Origin of the sequence: Haemophilus haemolyticus (genome assembly GCF_001008205.1) — a bacterium.
GTDB lineage: Bacteria > Pseudomonadota > Gammaproteobacteria > Enterobacterales > Pasteurellaceae > Haemophilus > Haemophilus haemolyticus_Q.
This window is the reverse complement of record NZ_LCTK01000018.1, coordinates 1-19,649: the sequence shown is the minus strand read 5'-3', so window position 1 is coordinate 19,649 and position 19,649 is coordinate 1. Positions and strand designations below refer to the sequence as shown.

16 protein-coding genes, 3 tRNA genes and 1 other annotated feature are annotated in these 19,649 nt (G+C 38.7%); of the genes, 10 read left to right on the top strand and 9 right to left on the bottom strand.

Annotated features, from left to right (window positions below; translation table 11 throughout):
- Positions 1–55 precede the first annotated feature (55 nt).
- From nagE to AAX18_RS04230, 4 genes are all read right to left on the bottom strand, one after another.
- On the bottom strand, positions 56–1,519 hold the full coding sequence (nagE, locus tag AAX18_RS04245; protein WP_046953073.1) for an N-acetylglucosamine-specific PTS transporter subunit IIBC: 1,464 nt from the start codon (positions 1,517–1,519) through the stop codon (positions 56–58).
- An 87-nt stretch (positions 1,520–1,606) separates the two neighbouring features.
- Complete coding sequence (locus tag AAX18_RS04240; RefSeq protein ID WP_046953072.1) at positions 1,607–2,734, bottom strand: N-acetylneuraminate epimerase; 1,128 nt, start codon at positions 2,732–2,734, stop codon at positions 1,607–1,609.
- 121 nt (positions 2,735–2,855) lie between these two features.
- Entirely contained in the window at positions 2,856–4,706 is a 1,851-nt protein-coding gene (locus AAX18_RS04235) for a TRAP transporter large permease subunit (RefSeq protein WP_005625621.1), read from the bottom strand.
- 71 nt (positions 4,707–4,777) lie between these two features.
- Complete coding sequence (locus AAX18_RS04230) at positions 4,778–5,764, bottom strand: sialic acid TRAP transporter substrate-binding protein SiaP (protein ID WP_080948107.1); 987 nt, start codon at positions 5,762–5,764, stop codon at positions 4,778–4,780.
- A 357-nt stretch (positions 5,765–6,121) separates the two neighbouring features.
- On the opposite strand from AAX18_RS04230, the gene AAX18_RS04225 reads away from it, so the two are divergent.
- The 7 genes from AAX18_RS04225 to AAX18_RS04195 all read left to right on the top strand — a co-directional run bounded on the left by AAX18_RS04225 (position 6,122) and on the right by AAX18_RS04195 (position 12,575).
- Positions 6,122–6,808 (top strand): putative N-acetylmannosamine-6-phosphate 2-epimerase, encoded by a 687-nt coding sequence (locus AAX18_RS04225; RefSeq protein ID WP_046953071.1) that lies wholly within the window; start codon positions 6,122–6,124, stop codon positions 6,806–6,808.
- Between the two features lie 44 nt (positions 6,809–6,852).
- The gene (locus AAX18_RS04220) at positions 6,853–7,755 is read left to right on the top strand and encodes an N-acetylmannosamine kinase (protein ID WP_005625614.1); all 903 of its coding nucleotides are present in this window, start codon (positions 6,853–6,855) and stop codon (positions 7,753–7,755) included.
- The gene (locus AAX18_RS04215) at positions 7,748–8,614 is read left to right on the top strand and encodes a MurR/RpiR family transcriptional regulator (protein ID WP_005625613.1); all 867 of its coding nucleotides are present in this window, start codon (positions 7,748–7,750) and stop codon (positions 8,612–8,614) included. Before AAX18_RS04220 ends, AAX18_RS04215 begins: the two co-directional genes overlap by 8 nt.
- A gap of 10 nt (positions 8,615–8,624) precedes the next feature.
- A complete protein-coding gene (nanA, locus tag AAX18_RS04210; protein ID WP_046953070.1) occupies positions 8,625–9,503 on the top strand; it encodes an N-acetylneuraminate lyase in 879 nt (292 codons plus the stop codon).
- Between the two features lie 177 nt (positions 9,504–9,680).
- Positions 9,681–10,484, top strand: coding sequence for a glucosamine-6-phosphate deaminase (gene nagB / locus AAX18_RS04205; protein WP_009500377.1), 804 nt, complete (start codon positions 9,681–9,683; stop codon positions 10,482–10,484).
- Between the two features lie 57 nt (positions 10,485–10,541).
- Entirely contained in the window at positions 10,542–11,687 is a 1,146-nt protein-coding gene (gene nagA, locus AAX18_RS04200; protein WP_046953069.1) for an N-acetylglucosamine-6-phosphate deacetylase, read from the top strand.
- Between the two features lie 132 nt (positions 11,688–11,819).
- Positions 11,820–12,575 carry a class I SAM-dependent methyltransferase gene (locus AAX18_RS04195; RefSeq protein ID WP_046953068.1) on the top strand — a complete coding sequence of 252 codons (756 nt, stop codon included), beginning with the start codon at positions 11,820–11,822 and terminating at the stop codon, positions 12,573–12,575.
- A gap of 75 nt (positions 12,576–12,650) precedes the next feature.
- On the opposite strand, the gene AAX18_RS04190 is transcribed toward AAX18_RS04195, so the two are convergent.
- Positions 12,651–13,352 (bottom strand): YggS family pyridoxal phosphate-dependent enzyme, encoded by a 702-nt coding sequence (locus tag AAX18_RS04190; RefSeq protein WP_046953067.1) that lies wholly within the window; start codon positions 13,350–13,352, stop codon positions 12,651–12,653.
- A 170-nt stretch (positions 13,353–13,522) separates the two neighbouring features.
- Positions 13,523–13,641 (top strand) — a sequence feature (Thr leader region).
- Positions 13,642–13,676: 35 nt separating this feature from the next.
- On the opposite strand from AAX18_RS04190, the gene thrA reads away from it, so the two are divergent.
- From thrA to thrC, 3 genes are read left to right on the top strand one after another with little or no spacing between them, the layout of a single operon-like run.
- A complete protein-coding gene (gene thrA / locus AAX18_RS04185; protein ID WP_005625603.1) occupies positions 13,677–16,124 on the top strand; it encodes a bifunctional aspartate kinase/homoserine dehydrogenase I in 2,448 nt (815 codons plus the stop codon).
- Between the two features lie 12 nt (positions 16,125–16,136).
- Positions 16,137–17,081 (top strand): homoserine kinase, encoded by a 945-nt coding sequence (gene thrB / locus AAX18_RS04180; protein ID WP_005625602.1) that lies wholly within the window; start codon positions 16,137–16,139, stop codon positions 17,079–17,081.
- 43 nt (positions 17,082–17,124) lie between these two features.
- Positions 17,125–18,399: a threonine synthase gene (thrC, locus tag AAX18_RS04175; RefSeq protein WP_046953066.1), complete on the top strand. Its 1,275-nt coding sequence runs from the start codon at positions 17,125–17,127 to the stop codon at positions 18,397–18,399.
- A gap of 213 nt (positions 18,400–18,612) precedes the next feature.
- On the opposite strand, the gene AAX18_RS04170 is transcribed toward thrC, so the two are convergent.
- From AAX18_RS04170 to pgsA, 4 genes are all read right to left on the bottom strand, one after another.
- Positions 18,613–18,688, bottom strand: a tRNA-Lys gene (locus tag AAX18_RS04170).
- Positions 18,689–18,707: 19 nt separating this feature from the next.
- A tRNA-Leu gene (locus AAX18_RS04165) sits at positions 18,708–18,794 on the bottom strand.
- 4 nt (positions 18,795–18,798) lie between these two features.
- A tRNA-Gly gene (locus tag AAX18_RS04160) sits at positions 18,799–18,874 on the bottom strand.
- A 154-nt stretch (positions 18,875–19,028) separates the two neighbouring features.
- Entirely contained in the window at positions 19,029–19,586 is a 558-nt protein-coding gene (gene pgsA, locus AAX18_RS04155) for a CDP-diacylglycerol--glycerol-3-phosphate 3-phosphatidyltransferase (protein ID WP_005625600.1), read from the bottom strand.
- Positions 19,587–19,649: the final 63 nt, after the last annotated feature.

Sequence of the window (19,649 nt, the reverse complement as noted above, 5' to 3'; positions counted from 1 at the left end):
CTCATTAATAAAAATGCCGCCTAGTGATAGACGGCATGTAAAGTGCGGTCAAAATTTATTTTAATTTTGCTTTAATCGCTTCTGCCACAAGTTCAGCTTCAGGCCCTAAAATGACTTGTAATCCATCATTACCTAATTTTACATTGCCTTTTGAACCAAGTACTTTAAGTTGATCTTCGTTAATATTGTGATGGTCAACTAAAGTTAAGCGTAAACGAGTGATGCAAGCATCCACAGTTTTGAAGTTTTCTGAACCACCTAAAGCAGCGATAAATTTTACCGCTCTTTCTTCGCGAGATTGATTGCTTTGTGTTGGGGCAGCTGTTGTTTCCACTTTATCTTCACGTCCCAGTGTTTTGAGATTAAAGGCATTAATTGCAAAACGGAACACAAAATAATAGATAGCAAAGAATACAATACCTTGTACAAGTAACATATACCAGCTAACGGCAAGTGGGTTGCGGCTAGAAAGTACCATATCCACTAAACCAGCACTAAAGCCGAATCCCGCAATCCAGTGCATTGTGGCTGCAATGAATACAGAGATACCTGTTAATAATGCATGCAATACATAAAGTACAGGCGCAACGAACATGAATGAGAATTCAAGCGGTTCAGTGATCCCTGTAAAGAAAGAGGCTAATGCACCCGCAAGCATAATTGAGGCCACTTGTACTTTTTGATTTGGTTTTGCGCAGTGATAAATTGCAAGAGCAGCACCAGGTAAACCAAACATCATCACTGGGAAGAAACCAGCTTGATACATACCAGTTACACCCACAGTTACAGTGCCTTCGGCAATGGATTTTGCGCCGCCCAAGAAGTTTGGAATATCGTTGATACCTGCTACGTCAAACCAGAATACAGAGTTTAAGGCATGGTGTAAGCCAACAGGAATTAATAAGCGGTTGAAGAAACCGTAGATCCCTGCACCGACTGCACCTAAATCTTTGATAGATTCACCAAATGAAACGAGCGCGTTACAAATATGAGGCCAAATATAGAGTAAGGCAAATGATACGGCGATCATCACGAAAGAAACCAAAATTGGGACGAGGCGTTTTCCGCTAAAGAACGAAAGTGCCTTTGGTAATTCAACTTGATAGAAACGGTTGTAAAGTTCAGCTGAAATCACACCAATTAAAATCCCGATAAATTGGTTATTGATTTTTTTGAATGCGGCAGGCACTTCACTAATATCAATGTGTTGTAATTGTGCTACACCAGCAGGGGAAAGTAGGGTGGTTACTACATAGAAACCAACAAGACCTGAAAGTGCGGCAGAACCGTGTTTGTCTTTTGCAAGCCCAAACGCGACGCCCACAGCGAAGAGTAAGCCCATGTTGTCAATAATTGCTGCGCCAGATTTAATTAATAATGCCGCTAATTGACTGTTTGCACCCCAACCATCTGGGTCGATCCAATAGCCAATACCCATTAATAATGCCGCAGCAGGTAAGGCTGCCACAGGCACCATTAAGGCTTGACCAATTTTTTGTGCGTAACTAAGTACACTCATATAATCTCCTTAATTTTTATATTTTGATGAAATCAAAAGGCTTGAGCCCATTCTTTGCCTCAAGCCTTAACATTATTCTATGCCAAATTATTCAACGGTCAATTTTTTACCATCGTAGCTAATGGCTTTGACGCTGGTTAACGCTTTACCACCGTCAGTTTCACCACCGATGAGTAATACTTTATTGTTGTAAGACACAGAGAAGCCATAGCCAATATTCATTGGTAATTCACCAATGATACTCCATTTACCATTATTTAAAGTATAAACTTCGTTATGCCATGTTTTGGTTAAACCTTTATGCGCATGAAGTTTACCTTCTTTGAATTGTTTAATTGAACCAGGGAAGTTAGCTCCACCCGTGACTAAATAATGACCATGGCTATAGCCTGCGAGTGCACCGGCTAAACCATCTTGTGATTTACCTTTTGGTGCGGGTAAGTCAGGTAAGTTTTTCCATTGTACACCTTTAGCAGTGAATTTACCTTGATGAGTTTCTGCGGTACGAAGCCCTGGTTTAACTTCACCATTGACCACCACTAAGTCATTACCCTGGATGGTGAATGCCGCACCTGCACGACCAGAGAATGGAATACGACCTTCATTGCGCCATTTATTGGTTGATGGTTCATAGCTCAATAATTCTGTTGTGAAGAAATAATCTTCCGGACGTTGATCGAAATAAGCGGCTGCGATTTCATCTTTTTTCGCTTTATCTTCACCTGCTGCCACGGTGTCTTGGAAGAAACCATTAAATATAGAGAGGTTAGAACCACCTAAAATATAAACTTTATCGCCGTGAGATGCGCTGCTTGAGCCGACTAAGCCACGCGGAGAGCGAGTAGGAAGTTTCACCCAAGTATTATCAGCTGGATTGTAGCTGTAAGCATCATTAACAAGTTGGAGTTCACCTTTTTCATTTTTTTGCAAACCACCGAATACATAAAGTTTTCCATCTACGGCTGCTGCAACAGGTTGATTACGTTCACCACCAGGAAATGCTGCAATTTCTTTCCATTGTGCAGCAGGATCTTTTAAGTCTAAAGAATAGAATTTATTGCCACCCGAACCTAAGCCTACATATACGGTATCACCGATGAGTGCACCCGTTCCGCTTTTAATGCCTACTGGTAAATCTGGATAGGCTTGTGCGCTAGCTGAAAATGCAACAGTTGCAAAAAGTGCGGCGCATAATGCTGTTTTTGTCAATTTCATAATAAACCTCATTTATTAAGTTATGTTTATGGTTTGCTATTCATAAAACCGCATTGAATAGGATTTATTTTATAAAAAAAGTGCGGTTATAAAGCCTTGCTTTTTTAACCGCACTTTAGTGTTAAGACATCAATAGATTTGGTACAAAAGTAATGATTTGTGGGAAAATCGTAATTAATACTAATGTTAAGAATATTGGTATTAAGAACGGCAATACACCTTTCGTTACAGTGGATACTGACATATTACCCACACGCGCCACCACAAAGAGAGCCATACCCATTGGCGGTGTTAAGATACCGATCATCATATTCAAGGTAGTCATTACACCGAAGAATACTAAGTCTATATTAAATTGCATTGCGATTGGAATTAACATTGGTAAGACTAAGAATTGCAATGCTAATGCATCAATGAACATACCCAAGAAGAGCAAGAGTGCATTGATCATGACTAATACCATAAGTGGAGAATCAGCTACGGCAACGAATACATCTGCTATACGCATTGCAACTTGTTCACGTGCGATCATATCTCCGAAGAAGGTCACAGTCATAATCATTAGTGCAACCACACCAGTAATTGCCATTGCTTCAATGCAGCTATTAAAGAGCATTTTCATGGTTAACTCTTTATAAACGAATTTACCAATGATGACGGAATAAGTTGCAGCAACAACGGCAGATTCTGTTGGGCTAAATAAGCCAGAGAAGATACCGCCGATGATGAGTAATGGGGTTAAAATTGCCCAGAATGCTTTTTTGAATGATGTGCAAAGTTCTTCACGAGTTGCTTTTGGTGTTCTTGGATAACCACGTTTTTTGGATACGTAGTAGTTCATGATCATCAAAGCAATTGTTACAAGTATGCCTGGTACAAAACCTGCAACGAAGAGTTTCGCAATGGATTCGTTGGCGATTACACCGTAAATAATCATGGCAATACTTGGTGGAACTAATGGGCCTATGATACAAGATGCTGCAGTGATACCACCACAAATATCGTCATCATAACCAGCATCGCGCATAGCCTTGATTTCTAACTGACCTAAGCCGCCCGCATCAGCAAGTGCAGAACCTGACATCCCTGAGAACAATAAACTTGCGCCAATATTTACATGACCCATACCACCAGTGTAGTGACCAAGTAAGGCTTTCGCGAAATTAAAAATACGTTCTGTGATACCGCCAGTATTCATTAAAATACCCGTTAGGATATAGAACGGCACAGCAAGTAATGAGAAACTATCTAAACTCATGGTCAGTTTTTCAGCCGCTGCATTTACCACGTTCCATCTGGTCATTGAGAAATAAAGTAATGTGGTGATGAATAATGACCAACCTACCGGCACACCAAGGAACATAATAACTAGCCAGAATATTAGGGCAACGTATACAGAGTTAGAACCAAATTTCACATATTCTGTAATGCGTAATACTTTGTACCATTCTGGGAACGTAAATAAAATGCCTAATAAAATGACCGCACTTACAATAAAGAACGTCGCTGGTAAATAGCTTTTATCTTCTTTAAAATTGTCTGCTTGTGCTTGGAAGAAGCGCACTAACATTAGGATAGAAATGATCGGTAGAGAAGCATAAATCCATTTCTCTGAAATTCCACCTAATGCATCAATCGGGAAACTAGAGCCAAGGAAAGTTTTGATACCAAAATGAATAAAGAAAATAATACCAAGGAAAATCACTAACTGTACAAAAGAGTTTGTGACTTTTTTAACTGAAGGTGGCATTAAATTGGTTAAGAAATCAATGTAAACGTGTTCTTGTTTGCGAATTGCCACGCTAATACCGAGCATTCCTACATAAACAAACAATAGTTTAGCGAGTTCTTCACTCCAAATTAAGGGCGAGTGGAAAGCTTGACGGAATAGAATTTGGGCTACAAGAATACCGAAGATGACAAGGAACAGTGCGCCACCAATCCATTCTTCAAGTTTGTTAAAAAATTTCATACTTCACTCCGAGAGATTGTGGAGAACGAAAATGAGTGCGCCAACCAAATTGCTGGAGCACGTGATAGAGATTATTTAATAGCTTGGATTTCTTTTAATGCTTTTTCACCTTTCTCACCAGTTTGTTTTACAAACTCAGCATAGAATGGTTTCATCGCATCTTTGAATGGAGTTAAATCTGGGTGAGTCACTTTAACACCTTGTTTTTCAAAGAATGTCACTAAATCTTTTTCGCCATCTACGAATAATTTAGTGTGGTATTTTGCTGCATTTTCAGCGGCGTCTTTGACTACTTTTTGAAGATCTTCTGGTAATTCTTTATAAGTTTCGTTACTCACTAAATAAAGTTGGTCATTCAAAATGTGGTTAGTCATCGCTAAGAATTTTTGCACTTCATAGAATTTTTGTGCTTGTACTGTTGCTAATGGGTTTTCTTGACCATCTACAGAGTTAGTTTGAAGTGCAAGATACACTTCGGAGAACGCCATAGGTGTTGGAGATGCGCCTACATATTTTGCGTACGCTAAGTTAGTTGCAGCATTTGGTACACGAAGTTTTAAACCTTTCATATCTGCGATGCTATTGATCGCTCTATTTGAAGTTGTTTGGCGAGTACCGTTGTAAGCTTGTGATAATAAGGTTAAGCCTAATTCTTTATTCATTTTTTGAACTAAATCTTTACCAAATGCGGTGTCAAATAATGCTTTTTGTGCAACATTGTAGTCGGTGATGACATATGGTAACGCAAACACTGCTGCTTCAGGATAGAATAATTGGAAACGAGCTGATTCAGCAAAAGTGAAGTCAAGAGAACCGTCTTTTAATTGTTTTAACATTGCACGGTCATCACCAAGTTGTGAACTTGGATAAAGTGAAACTTCAATTTTACCATGTGATTTTTCTTTTACTTCTTTTGCAAACATTTCAGCTGCTTTGTACTCATTAGATGAAGTACCCGCATTCATACCAAATTTTAAGTCATAATCTGCGGCAAAAACGGCTGAAGAAACGCCTAATGTGATAGCAGTTGCAAGGAAAAGTTTAGTAAATTTCATAATGTTCGCTCCTGTGTGAACCTATGTTGATATAAGCCATAATTGGCTTGGATTGAAAGTGAATGCTTGATGTTTTAGACATCAAAAAACTACTCGGGCGCTATTCTAAAGTAAAAAAATACTTTTTGAACTGATCTTTGAAGTTTTATTTCAAAATTGAGAGGTAGATCACATTTGCAAAAAAATACTTCAAAAGATATTTTAAAATGGAGTTATGTTTTATATAATGCTGAGCACTGACGAAAATGCGGGCTCAGTTATATTTTTGAGGATGATTGAGTCTAAATAATGCTAACGCCTAGATGGCTTGTAATAAAGCATTTAAGCATTATCGGCCTCAATATATTTAGGAGTGATATTATGTCGAAATTATCTCATCAAGATGTGCTTTCTCAAATTCAATATGGTCTCATTGCTTCTTGCCAACCTGTTGATGATGGCCCAATGGATAAACCAGAAATTGTTTCTGCTATGGCCCAAGCTTCCGTTGCTGGTGGCGCATCAGGTTTACGTATTGAAGGTGTAGATAACCTTAAAGCGACACGTCCTTTTGTAAATATTCCAATTATCGGTATTGTAAAACGCGACTTACCTGATAGTCCGATTCGTATTACGCCATTTCTGCAAGATATTGAAGATCTTGCCAATGCAGGAGCAGATATTATTGCGGTAGATGGCACCAGCCGTCCTCGCCCAGTTGATATTGAAAGTGCGGTGAAAAAAATTCATGAAATGGGCTGCTTGGCTATGGCAGATTGCTCTAATTTAGAAGAAGGCTTGTATTGTCAAAAACTCGGTTTTGATATTGTGGGTAGCACAATGTCCGGTTATACAGGTGCTCCAGTTCCCGAAGAACCTGATTATCAATTAGTGAAAGATTTAAAAGCAGCGGGTTGTTTTGTGATGGCAGAAGGTCGCTATAACACGCCTGAATTAGCAAAAGTTGCGATTGAAATTGGCGCAGATTGCGTAACCGTTGGTTCAGCCTTAACTCGCCTTGAGCATATCGTGAGTTGGTTCGCTCATTCTGTGAAATCTGCAAGATAGTCGTAAGACATGTGAGAAAATACTTCATACTATAAGGATAAGTTATGCGTTGTTTAGCTCTAGACATTGGCGGTACAAAAATCGCAGCGGCTATCGTAAAAAATGGCGAAGTTGAACAACGCCAACAAATTCATACGCCGCGTGAAAATGTGGTAGAAGGAATGCATCAAGCATTGGAACAACTTCTTACTCATTATGCGGGGCAATTTGATTATGTGGCGGTGGCGTCAACAGGCATTATAAATGATGGTGTTTTAACCGCACTTAATCCTAAAAATCTGGGTGGTTTGAATCAATTTCCATTAAAAGAAAGTATTGCTAAACACACGGATAAACTAATTGGCTTATTAAATGATGCACAAGCTGCAACTTATGCGGAATACCAACTCCAAGATTCAGAAAAAGTATCAAACTTTGTTTTTATTACTGTTTCAACTGGCGTGGGTGGCGGTGTCATATTAAACCAACAATTACAAACTGGTCCAAAGGGAATCGCAGGACATATCGGGCATACATTAGCGGATCCAAATGGCCCAATGTGTGGTTGTGGTCGTCGAGGTTGTGTAGAAGCCGTTGCTGCTGGTCGTGCTATTGAAGCGGTGTCTTCTCAATGGGACGATCCTTGTGAACCAAGAGAGGTTTTTGAACGCTTTAGAAAAAATGATGAAAAAGCTACCGCACTTATAGAACGTTCAGCCCAAGCCATTGCCAATTTAGTGGCGGATTTAGTGATTGGATTGGATGTGCAAAAAGTCGTTATAGGCGGTAGTGTCGGGTTGGCTGAAGGTTATTTACCATTAGTCAAACGTTTCTTACAGGCTATGCCTGCTGTATATAGCTGTGACATTGAATCTGCTAAATTTGGTCAAGATGCAGGATTAGTCGGCGCAGCTTATTGGGTAAAAGATGTTCTGCTTGATAAACCAAAAGGAACAATTTATGGCTAAATCTGGAAATGTGTTAAACACCATTAGTTCGCTTTACCACAGCCTAACCAAATCAGAGAAAAAAATTGCTGATACGATCTTGCGTTCCCCTGATTTGGTGTCTCAATGCCCCCTTTCAGAAATCGCTAAGCATTTGGAAGTTGGAGAAGCCACACTTGTCCGTTTTTGTCGAACCATTGGTTTTAAAGGTTTCAGCGATTTTAAATTAGAACTCTCCATTGAGCTTGCCACGAAAGATAACAATGATGAAACTGTGCTCGAAACAGAAATTATGCCGAGCGATGATTCTTTAACGATTGCGCAAAAGTTGCAAGCGGCAGTTTCTAATGTAATGGAAGAAACGGTTAATTTATTAGATTTGAAACAGCTTGAACAAGTCGTTAAAGCCATTAAAAAAGCACGTCGTATCTTTTTATTCGGCGTGGGATCATCTGGTGTGACAGCTGAAGATGCAAAAAATAAATTGATGCGTATAGGTTTCCAAGTGGATGCAACAGGTAATAATCATTTTATGTATATGCAGGCGGCATTACTTACGTCTTCTGATGTGGCAATTGGTTTAAGTCATTCCGGCTATTCCGCTGAAACAGCGCACACACTCAAAATTGCTAAACAAAATGGCGCAACGACAGTGGCATTAACTCACAGTTTGCGTTCACCCGTTACAGAATATGCTGATTATGTTTTGGTAAATGGTAATAAACAAGGGAAGCTACAAGGTGACTCCATTGGTACCAAAATTGCACAGCTTTTTGTATTAGATTTAATTTATGCTTTGTTAGTGCAGGGCGAAGAAGAACTTGCAGCTCAAACCAAGCAAAAAACCCTCAATGTGATTCTTGAACAACGTATAAAATAGGAGAAAACTTATGCGTGATTTAAAAGGTATTTTTAGTGCATTATTAGTGTCATTTAATGAAGATGGCACAATTAATGAAAAAGGTTTACGTCAAATTATCCGCCACAATATCGACAAGATGAAAGTTGATGGTTTATATGTGGGTGGTTCAACAGGCGAAAACTTTATGCTTTCAACTGAAGAGAAAAAAGAAATCTTCCGTATTGCAAAAGATGAAGCAAAAGATCAAATCGCGCTAATTGCTCAAGTGGGTAGCGTAAACTTAAAAGAAGCAGTTGAATTAGGTAAATATGCAACAGAATTAGGCTACGATAGCTTATCTGCAGTTACTCCGTTCTACTATAAATTTAGTTTCCCTGAAATCAAACATTATTACGACACCATTATTGCAGAAACAGGCAATAATATGATCGTGTATTCTATTCCGTTCTTAACTGGCGTGAATATGGGAATTGAACAATTTGGTGAACTTTACAAAAACCCGAAAGTATTAGGGGTAAAATTCACAGCAGGTGACTTCTATTTATTAGAACGTTTGAAAAAAGCTTATCCAAACCACTTAATTTGGGCTGGTTTCGATGAAATGATGTTACCTGCGGCCGCACTTGGTGTGGATGGTGCAATTGGTTCAACTTTCAACGTAAATGGTGTTCGTGCTCGTCAAATTTTTGAATTAACCAAAGCGGGTAAATTAGGCGAAGCGTTAGAAATTCAACACGTAACCAACGATTTAATCGAAGGCATTTTAGCGAACGGTTTATATTTAACCATCAAAGAATTGCTTAAATTAGAAGGTGTGGATGCGGGTTATTGCCGTGAGCCAATGACAGCAAAAGCAACAGATGCTCAGCTTGCTAAAGCAAAAGAGTTGAAAGCGAAATTTTTATAATTAATGGAATATCGTGAGAACCTAGGGGAGTGACTTTCCTAGGTTACTCATAATTTATCCCTCTTTGGGTGCAATTCTCGTTTCCTGCTTCTCAGTTTTTCTATTTCGTAGTGGGGAACCATTATGTTTAACCGTTGGTTTGTTTATCCACGGTATCGAAAATAAAGGAAGTATAGTATGCGTCTTATCCCTCTACACAACGAACAACAGGTGAGTCGTTGGGCTGCACGCCATATTGTTGATCGTATCAATCATTTTAATCCTACGGCTGAACGCCCTTTTGTTCTTGGTTTACCAACTGGTGGCACGCCATTAAAAACTTACCAAGAATTAATCGCACTTTGTAAAGCGGGAGAGGTGAGTTTTAAGCATGTGGTAACATTCAATATGGACGAATATGTGGGTTTACCAGAGGAACATCCTGAAAGTTATCATAGTTTTATGTATAACAATTTCTTCAATCATATCGATATTCAGCCAGAAAATATCAATATTCTTAACGGCAACACGGATGATCATGATGCGGAATGTCGCCGTTATGAAGAAAAAATTAAATCTTACGGAAAAATTAATTTATTTATGGGCGGAGTAGGCAATGATGGCCATATTGCCTTTAATGAACCGGCGTCATCATTAAGTTCCCGTACTCGTATTAAAACGTTAACTCAAGACACGCTGATCGCAAATTCACGCTTCTTTGATAATGATGTGAATAAAGTGCCTAAATATGCTTTAACTATTGGCGTAGGCACATTATTAGATGCAGAAGAAGTGATGATCCTTGCGACTGGCCATCATAAGGCGCTTGCAGTTCAAGCAGCCGTAGAAGGTGGTGTGAACCATATGTGGACAGTGAGTGCACTTCAACTACATCGCCATTTTGTGTTAGTTTGTGATGAGCCTGCACAACAGGAATTAAAAGTAAAAACTGTTAAATATTTTACTGAATTAGAACAACGCGCGATTCATAGCGTGTTATAAGATCCTACCGCTCAAAAGAGCGGTAATTTTTCTGATTATTTTATTTAAGGACAAAAAATGAGATATGCATTAACGAATTGTGTGATTTACACAAAATATGATGTTTTACGTGATTTTGCTGTAATTATTAACGGTGAAATTATTGAAGCGGTAGTTCCACAAGCTGAATTAGAAACAGGCATCAAAATCATTGATTTGCAAGGTAATAATTTAACCGCTGGTTTTATTGATCTGCAATTAAATGGCTGTGGTGGCGTGATGTTTAACGATCAAACTAGCGTTGAAACCTTGGAAATTATGCAGGAAACTAACTTGAAATCAGGTTGTACAAGTTTCCTTCCAACTTTTATCACGGCACCAGATGAAAACATAAAAAGTGCGGTGAAAATTATGCGTGAATATTTAAATAAGCATAAAAACCAAGCACTTGGTTTACATATTGAAGGACCGTTTATCAGCGTTGAGAAAAAAGGGGTACACCGTCCCGAATATATTCGTGAAATTACGCCTGAAATGAAGGATTTCCTCTGTGAAAATGGTGATGTCATTACAAAAATTACCATTGCCGCAGAAAACCCGACCATTAACTATACGCCTGATTTTGTGAAAGCGGGTATCATTGTATCTGTAGGCCATTCTAATGCGACTTATGAAGTCGCTAAAGCCGCATTCCACAAAGGCGCAACTTTTGCGACTCACTTGCATAATGCAATGTCGCCAATTAGTTCTGGACGTGCTATGGGCGTAGTAGGTGCGGTACTAGATTCTGATGTTTACACTGGTATTATCGTGGATGGTGTGCATATCAATTACGGCAATGTTCGCATTGATAAAAAAATTAAAGGTGACAAACTTTGTATTGTGACTGACTCTCTCGCAGCAGCAGGAGCTCCACCTGAATTGGAAACATTCACCTTTGTAGGTAAAACCATTTATATCCGAGATGGCCGTTGTTTTGATGCAAACGGTACGATTGCTGGCGCATCAATTACCATGATCGAATCTATTAAGAATGCAGTGGAGTTTGTTGAAATTCCACTTGCTGAAGCAATTAGAATGAGTAACCTTTATCCTGCGCGAGCAATTGGTGTAGATGATCGTTTAGGTTCGGTAGAAAAAGGAAAAATCGCGAATTTAGCTGTGTTTACGTCAGATTATAAAGTGACGGCAACCGTGCTCAATGGTGAATGGAAACCTAATTGATTTAAAGTGCGGTAAATTTTTCTGATCTTTTATAGCCCAACCAATCGGTTGGGTTATTTTTTGCTTTACTACTTTAATAAGAATAATTTTCATCTATAATATGAAAACCAAGTTAATTACTAGGAGATAGATATGGCAAAAGATGAAGTAGGGCATAATTTTCTTGCACGTTTAGGTAAAACTCGTTTGCGTCCAGGCGGTAAAAAAGCAACAGATTGGTTAATTGCTAATGGCGATTTTAGCCAAGATAAAAAAGTATTAGAGGTTGCCTGTAATATGGGAACGACAGCAATTGGATTGGCGAAACAATTTGGTTGCCATATTGAAGGTGTGGATTTAGACGAACATGCGTTAGAAAAAGCACAAGTAAATATCGAAGCAAATGGCTTGCAAGAAAAAATTCATGTACAGCGTGCGAATGCGATGAAGTTGCCTTTCGAGGATGAAAGTTTTGATATTGTCATCAATGAAGCGATGCTGACGATGTTACCCGTGGAAGCGAAGAAAAAAGCCATTGCAGAATATTTTCGAGTGTTAAAACCCAATGGTTTATTGCTTACTCACGATGTTATGCTGGTGGGGAATGATCATCAAACTATTCTAGAAAATATGCGCAAAGCGATTAACGTGACGGTAACGCCATTAACGAAAGATGGATGGAAAGGTATATTCCAAGAAAGTGGCTTTAGAAATGTTGATACTTTCTCTGGCGAGATGACCTTACTTTCACCAAAAGGAATGATTTATGATGAGGGCATTCTTGGGACGTTAAAAATCATCCGTAATGCTATGAAAGCGGAAAATCGTGAGCAATTTAAAAGAATGTTTAAAACCTTTAATGATCCTGAACATAAATTACATTTTATTGCTGTATGCAGCCAAAAATAACATAAAAAAATGAACCGCACTTTTATGTGCGGTTTGCTTTTTCTTACGATAATTTTTTCAATAGTTTTTTTAGATTTATTTTGAATAATCCCTTGCACCGAAAATTGCAGTACCAATACGTACCATAGTAGAACCGCATTTTATTGCGCTCGGCATATCATCCGTCATTCCCATAGAAAGAGTATCAATTTGTTGATTAGGTAAGGCTTGTTTAAGTTGTTCAAATAGAGATAACATCTTTTTAAATGCATTTTCTTGTTCTGCGATGTTATCAGTCGGCGCGGGTATTGCCATTAAGCCACGTAGGCATAAGTGCGGTAAATTTTCGATGTGTTTTGCCAGTGTTAACATTTCCTCAGATTGAATGCCTGATTTACTTTCTTCATCGCTGATATTAATCTGAATCAAGACATTCAACGGTGTCTTATTAGTCGGTCGTTGTTCATTTAAACGATCTGCAATTTTTGCTCGATCAAGCGTTTGCATCCAATCAAAATGTTCTGCCACGAGACGGGTTTTATTCGATTGTAATGGGCCGATAAAATGCCATTCAAGGTTAATACCTTGAGACTCAAAATATTGGATCTTTTCTACACCTTCTTGCACATAATTTTCCCCAAAGGCTATTTGTCCAGCTTGATAAGCCGAAAGTATAGCGGAGATAGGTTTGGTCTTAGATACGGCAAGTAATTTTACGATATTTTGATTGCTTGTTGCTTCTTCGCAAGCCGTTTCAATTTTTTGATGAATTAGGTTGAGATTATGCTGGATATCCATAGGTTCTCCTTTATAAAAGTGCGGTTAGTTTACACGAAATTTATTTACTGAGAAAATTTCTGAAAAATTTGTTACTTTCTGTTTGACAAGCTCGGAAAATTTCGGTATTTCTTTACGCATTCATTTTTCAAGATAAAACACAATGAAAAATAACCGCACTTTATCCGTAATCATTAGTACGATTACCACTATTATGATGACCATTACTATGATTAATGGCGCGGGTTAGTGCACCAAAAAACAGGATACAGAAAACCCGCGATTCAACCGAATAGCGGGTTTTTTTATAAATTTAAAAACACAATATCTCTAGGAGAACCAATCATGCGCGTACTTAAATTTGGCGGCACTTCGCTTGCAAATTCGGAACGTTTTTCCCAAGCAGCGAAATTGATCGAGCAAGCTCATTTAGAAGAGCAGGCTGCAGGTGTTTTATCAGCACCAGCAAAAATAACTAATCATCTCGTCGCCCTTTCTGAAAAAGCTGCATTAAATCAACCAACCGATACGCATTTCAACGAAGCAATCGAAATTTTCTATAACATCATCAATGGCTTACATGCCGAAAATAATCAATTCGACTTAAATGGCACAAAGGCGCTTATTGATGCTGAATTTGCTCAAATCAAAGGATTATTAGAAGAAATTCGTCAGGCAGGAAAAGTAGAAGATGCAGTTAAAGCGACGATTGATTGCCGTGGTGAAAAACTTTCTATCGCAATGATGAAGGCTTGGTTTGAAGCGCGTGACTATAGCGTACATATTGTGGATCCGGTCAAACAATTATTAGCAAAAGGCGGTTATCTTGAATCGTCTGTTGAAATTGAAGAATCAACAAAACGTGTTGATGCAGCAAGTATTGCAAAAGATAAAGTGGTGCTTATGGCAGGCTTTACTGCGGGTAATGAAAAAGGTGAGTTGGTGCTGCTCGGTCGTAATGGCTCAGATTATTCTGCAGCCTGTTTAGCAGCTTGTTTAGGCGCAGGCGTATGCGAAATTTGGACTGATGTGGATGGCGTTTATACTTGCGATCCGCGTTTAGTGCCTGATGCACGTTTATTGCCAACTCTTTCTTATCGTGAAGCGATGGAACTTTCTTATTTCGGTGCGAAAGTGATTCATCCTCGTACGATTGGTCCATTGTTGCCACAAAATATTCCTTGTGTCATTAAAAATACAGGAAATCCGTCTGCGCCGGGTTCGATTATTGATGGCAATGTGAAATCAGAAGGTTTACAAGTCAAAGGTATCACTAACTTAGATAACTTGGCGATGTTTAATGTATCAGGCCCTGGTATGCAAGGCATGGTAGGCATGGCATCTCGCGTATTTTCAGCCATGTCAGGCGCAGGAATTTCAGTCATTTTAATTACTCAGTCTTCGTCTGAATATAGTATTAGTTTCTGTGTGCCTGTGAAATCTGCAGAAGTAGCGAAAACCGTACTAGAAACTGAGTTTGCTAATGAATTAAATGAACATCAATTAGAACCAATAGAAGTGATTAAAGATTTATCCATTATTTCTGTTGTGGGCGATGGAATGAAGCAAGCGAAAGGCATTGCTGCTCGTTTCTTCTCGGCGTTAGCACAAGCAAATATTAGCATTGTGGCGATTGCACAAGGTTCTAGTGAACGTTCAATTTCTGCAGTTGTGCCACAAAATAAAGCGATTGAAGCGGTGAAAGCTACCCATCAGGCTCTTTTCAATAATAAAAAAGTAGTGGATATGTTTTTAGTCGGCGTTGGTGGAGTAGGTGGAGAATTAATTGAGCAGGTAAAGCGTCAAAAGGAGTATCTAGCAAAGAAGAATGTTGAAATTCGAGTGTGTGCTATTGCGAATTCCAACCGCATGTTGCTCGATGAAAATGGATTATGTTTAGACGATTGGAAAACCGATTTAGAAAATGCGACTCAGCCATCAGATTTTGATGTATTGCTTTCTTTCATTAAATTACATCATGTGGTGAATCCTGTATTTGTAGATTGTACCTCAGCCGAATCTGTAGCGGGGCTTTATGCTCGTGCGTTAAAAGAAGGTTTCCATGTGGTCACACCAAATAAAAAAGCGAATACACGAGAATTAGCTTATTACAATGAGTTACGCCAAAACGCTCAAGCAAGCCAACATAAATTTTTGTATGAAACGAATGTAGGCGCTGGTTTGCCAGTAATTGAAAATCTTCAAAACTTACTTGCTGCGGGTGATGAACTTGAATATTTTGAAGGCATTTTATCTGGCTCCCTTTCCTTTATTTTTGGTAAATTGGAGGAAGGACTTTCTCTTTCAGAAGTCACCGCACTTGCCCGAGAAAAAGGCTTTACTGAGCCAGATCCCCGAGATGACCTCTCTGGACAAGATGTAGCGCGCAAATTATTAATTCTTGCTCGTGAAGCTGGAATTGAGCTTGAATTGTCTGATGTTGAAGTTGAAGGTGTATTGCCGAAAGGTTTCTCTGAAGGAAAATCTGCAGATGAATTTATGGCAATGTTGCCACAGCTTGATGAAGAGTTTAAAACTCGAGTTTCCACCGCTAAAGCTGAAGACAAAGTATTGCGTTATGTTGGAAAAATTTGCGAAGGTAAATGTAAAGTATCCATTGTTGCAGTCGATCAGAATAACCCACTTTATAAAGTGAAAGACGGTGAAAATGCTCTGGCATTTTATACTCGTTATTACCAACCTATCCCACTTTTATTACGTGGTTATGGCGCAGGCAATGCGGTTACTGCGGCAGGTATCTTTGCCGATATTTTAAGAACATTACAACATTAATAAGGATTCCCAATGTTAAGAATTTACGCCCCTGCATCTAGCGCGAATATTAGCGTAGGTTTCGATACTTTAGGTGCTGCGATTTCTCCTATTGATGGTTCATTGTTAGGTGATGTGGTTCAAATAGAATCTATTTCAAGTGGTTTTGAGTTAGAAAGTGCGGGCTATTTTGTTCGTAAATTACCAAAAGAACCACAAAAAAATATTGTTTACCAAGCTTATGTGCTATTTCGCGAGCAATTAAAATTACGCGGAGGAAATGTGAAGCCTTTGCGTTTAACGCTTGAAAAAAATATGCCTATTGGCTCTGGTTTAGGCTCCAGTGCTTGTTCTATTGTTGCTGCATTAGTAGCATTAAATCAGTTTCATGATGGCCCTTTTTCGAAAATGGAATTGCTTGAAATGATGGGCGAATTGGAAGGTCGTATTTCTGGTTCAATCCATTATGATAATGTTGCACCTTGCTATCTTGGCGGTGTGCAATTTATGGTGCAATCGCTCGGCAATATTTGTCAAAAGCTTCCATTTTTTGATAATTGGTATTGGGTGTTGGCGTATCCAGGAATTGAGGTTTCCACTGCTGAAGCTCGTGCAATTTTACCAAAAAGCTATACTCGACAAGATGTGATTGCCCATGGTCGTCATTTAGGTGGCTTTGTACATGCTTGTCATACCCATCAGGAAAACCTTGCGGCGATTATGATGAAAGATGTCATTGCCGAGCCTTATCGTGAATCTCTGCTACCTAATTTTGCTGAAGTAAAACAAGCTACGCGAGATTTAGGTGCACTTGCCACTGGTATTTCAGGCTCAGGGCCAACAATTTTTTCTATTGCCCCTGATTTACAAACTGCAATTAAACTTTCAACTTATTTAGAGAATCATTATTTACAAAATAATGAAGGTTTTGTACATGTATGTAAGGTTGATAACGAAGGCGCAAGAGAAATTAAATAAGCATAATTTAAATAGATAAAGTCAGATTAAAAACGGATTAAATATGAATTTATACAATATCAAACATCCCGAAGAACAAGTCACTTTTTCTCAGGCTGTTCGTCAAGGTCTTGGACGGGATCAAGGTTTATTCTTTCCTGAAGTTATTCCTCAACTTAATAACATTGATGAATTACTTGAATTACCTCTTATTGAACGTAGCCAAAAAATTCTAGGTACATTAATTGGTGAAGAATTACCGAAAGCAACGTTAGACGAGATGGTGAAAAATGCGTTTACTTTCACAGCACCGTTAGAAAAAGTTGAAGATAATATTTATGCACTTGAATTATTTCATGGTCCCACATTGGCATTTAAAGACTTTGGGGGCCGTTTTATGGCTCAGGCGCTTGCAGCAGTTCGTGGTGATGGAAAAATCACTATTTTAACGGCAACGTCTGGCGATACTGGGGCAGCTGTAGCACATGCGTTTTATGGATTAGAAAATATTAATGTAGTTATCCTTTATCCAAAAGGCAAAATCAGCCCATTACAAGAAAAGCTATTCTGTACTTTAGGTGGGAATATTCGTACTGTTGCGATTAACGCTGATTTTGATGCATGTCAGGCTTTAGTTAAGCAAGCCTTTGATGACGCTGAATTGCGCCAAACTATCGGACTTAACTCTGCAAATTCTATTAATATTAGCCGCTTATTAGCTCAAGTTTGTTATTACTTTGAGGCTGTCGCACAATTGCCAAAAGAAAAACGTGATAATGTTGTGGTTTCTGTGCCAAGTGGTAATTTTGGTAACTTAACTGCAGGGTTAATTGCAAAAACCTTAGGTTTGCCGATAAAACGCTTTGTCGCCTCAACAAACGCAAATAATACTGTGCCACGTTATTTGAAATCGGGCAATTGGGATCCTAAAACGACAGTTGCAACTCTTTCTAACGCAATGGATGTAAGCCGTCCAAATAACTGGCCAAGAGTGGAAGAACTGTTTAAACGAAATGGTTGGAATTTAACTGATTTAGGTTCGGGGATGCTGACTGATGCACAAACTGAAGAAACCTTAAAAGCAATGAATGCTGAAGGTTATGTTTGTGAACCGCACGGAGCGATTGCTTATCAGGTGTTGAAAGATCAACTTAAAGCTAGTGAAACAGGAATCTTCCTGTGTACAGCTCATCCAGCAAAATTTAAAGAATCCGTAGAACGTATTCTTGGTATTCAGCTTTCATTACCTGAAGCCCTGGATAAACATAATCAGCTACCATTGCTTTCTGATGAAATGGATAATGATTTTGCACAACTACGGGCTTACTTATTGAAATAATAAAGTGCGGTAAATTTTTATTGTATTTTGGATAGCGCTTGATTTTCAGGCGCTATTTTATTTTAGAAAATATAACGTAGCGATAAAATATATTAATTATTTTAGATTGGGTAGAAAGAATAACTATTTTTTAATAATCAAGTGATTTGAAAGAGTTTTACAAGATATTAGGCAATAAAAAAAACACCTTGCGGTGCTTACTTTATTTTTAAGTGGTGGGTCGTGAAGGATTCGAACCTTCGACCAACGGATTAAAAGTCCGCTGCTCTACCGACTGAGCTAACGACCCACTAATATCATTTTTGAAATGGTGCCCGAAGCCAGACTTGAACTGGCACGCCTCGAAAGGCGAGGGATTTTAAATCCCTTGTGTCTACCGATTCCACCACTCGGGCAAATTGGAGCGGGAAACGAGGCTCGAACTCGCGACCCCGACCTTGGCAAGGTCGTGCTCTACCAACTGAGCTATTCCCGCATTTATCACCAATCAGCATTGCTGCGTGACAACGGGGCGTATTTTACGGTTTTATAGTCTTGTGTCAAATGAAAAAATAAAAAAAAACTTTATTTGATTAAAAATAAGACAAAATAATAAAAGTACGGTAGAAAATACCGCACTTTATCCAGAATTAGAGTTTTAGGTCATCTAGTAGGCTACCTTTTGCTGCTTGTAAATATTGGATCATTGACCATACTGTTAAAATGGCTGCGATGTAAAGCAAGATTATAGCGGCAATTTCCATATAGTTATTGTAACGCCATAATAATCCGCCTAGGGCTAACATTTGGGCTGTTGTTTTCCATTTTCCCCACCAAGAGACAGCGACTTTACTACGCTCTCCGAGTTCTGCCATCCATTCACGTAATGCAGAAATTATAATTTCGCGAGAAATCATAATAATGGCAGGAATCGTAATCCAAAGAGAGTGTTGATATTCAACGATGAGAACCAAGGCTGCGACAACCATTACTTTATCCGCAACAGGATCCAAAAAAGCGCCAAATCTTGTAGTTTGTTTCCATTTACGAGCCAAATAACCATCAAGCCAATCAGTAACACCAGCAATAAAGAATATGAATGTAGTAATAAAAGGGGAGGATTCGATAGGTAAATAAAATGCAATCACGAAAAACGGAATCAGGATTACACGAAACATCGTTAGGAAAATAGGAATATTAAATTTCATAGAAATGAACCGCTCTTGGTGTTAGAGATACACCTATTCTAAAGTATCTAAGAATATAAAAAA